General features: G+C 56.2%; 1 protein-coding gene. It reads left to right on the top strand.

What is annotated here, in order from left to right:
• Positions 1–9: 9 nt before the first annotated feature.
• A partial coding sequence (locus ACLJXE_RS24390; RefSeq protein WP_410752241.1) for a hypothetical protein occupies positions 10–233 on the top strand: 224 nt, incomplete at its 3' end.

The following is a 233-nucleotide window of genomic DNA, read 5'->3' as shown; positions in this document are numbered from 1 at the left end:
ACGAAGCAGATGACGGAGCTGAATAAGTCTGGCAGTGCAGAGGCGGCGAAGCAGAAAGCTGCACTGGAGAAACAGACGGCTCAGCTGGCGGATCTGGAGAAAGACAAAGCCACGCTGACGAAGCAGATAGCAGACCTGAATAAATCCGGCAGCGCTGATGCGGCGAAACTGGAGAAACAGACGGCTCAGCTGGCGGCCCTGGAGAAGGACAAAACCACGCTGACGAAGCAGAT

It is taken from the genome of Citrobacter sp. U14242 (assembly GCF_046555775.1).
Taxonomy (GTDB): domain Bacteria; phylum Pseudomonadota; class Gammaproteobacteria; order Enterobacterales; family Enterobacteriaceae; genus Citrobacter.
Note: the sequence above shows the minus strand (reverse complement) of the source record. Positions and strands in the feature narration are given on the sequence as shown.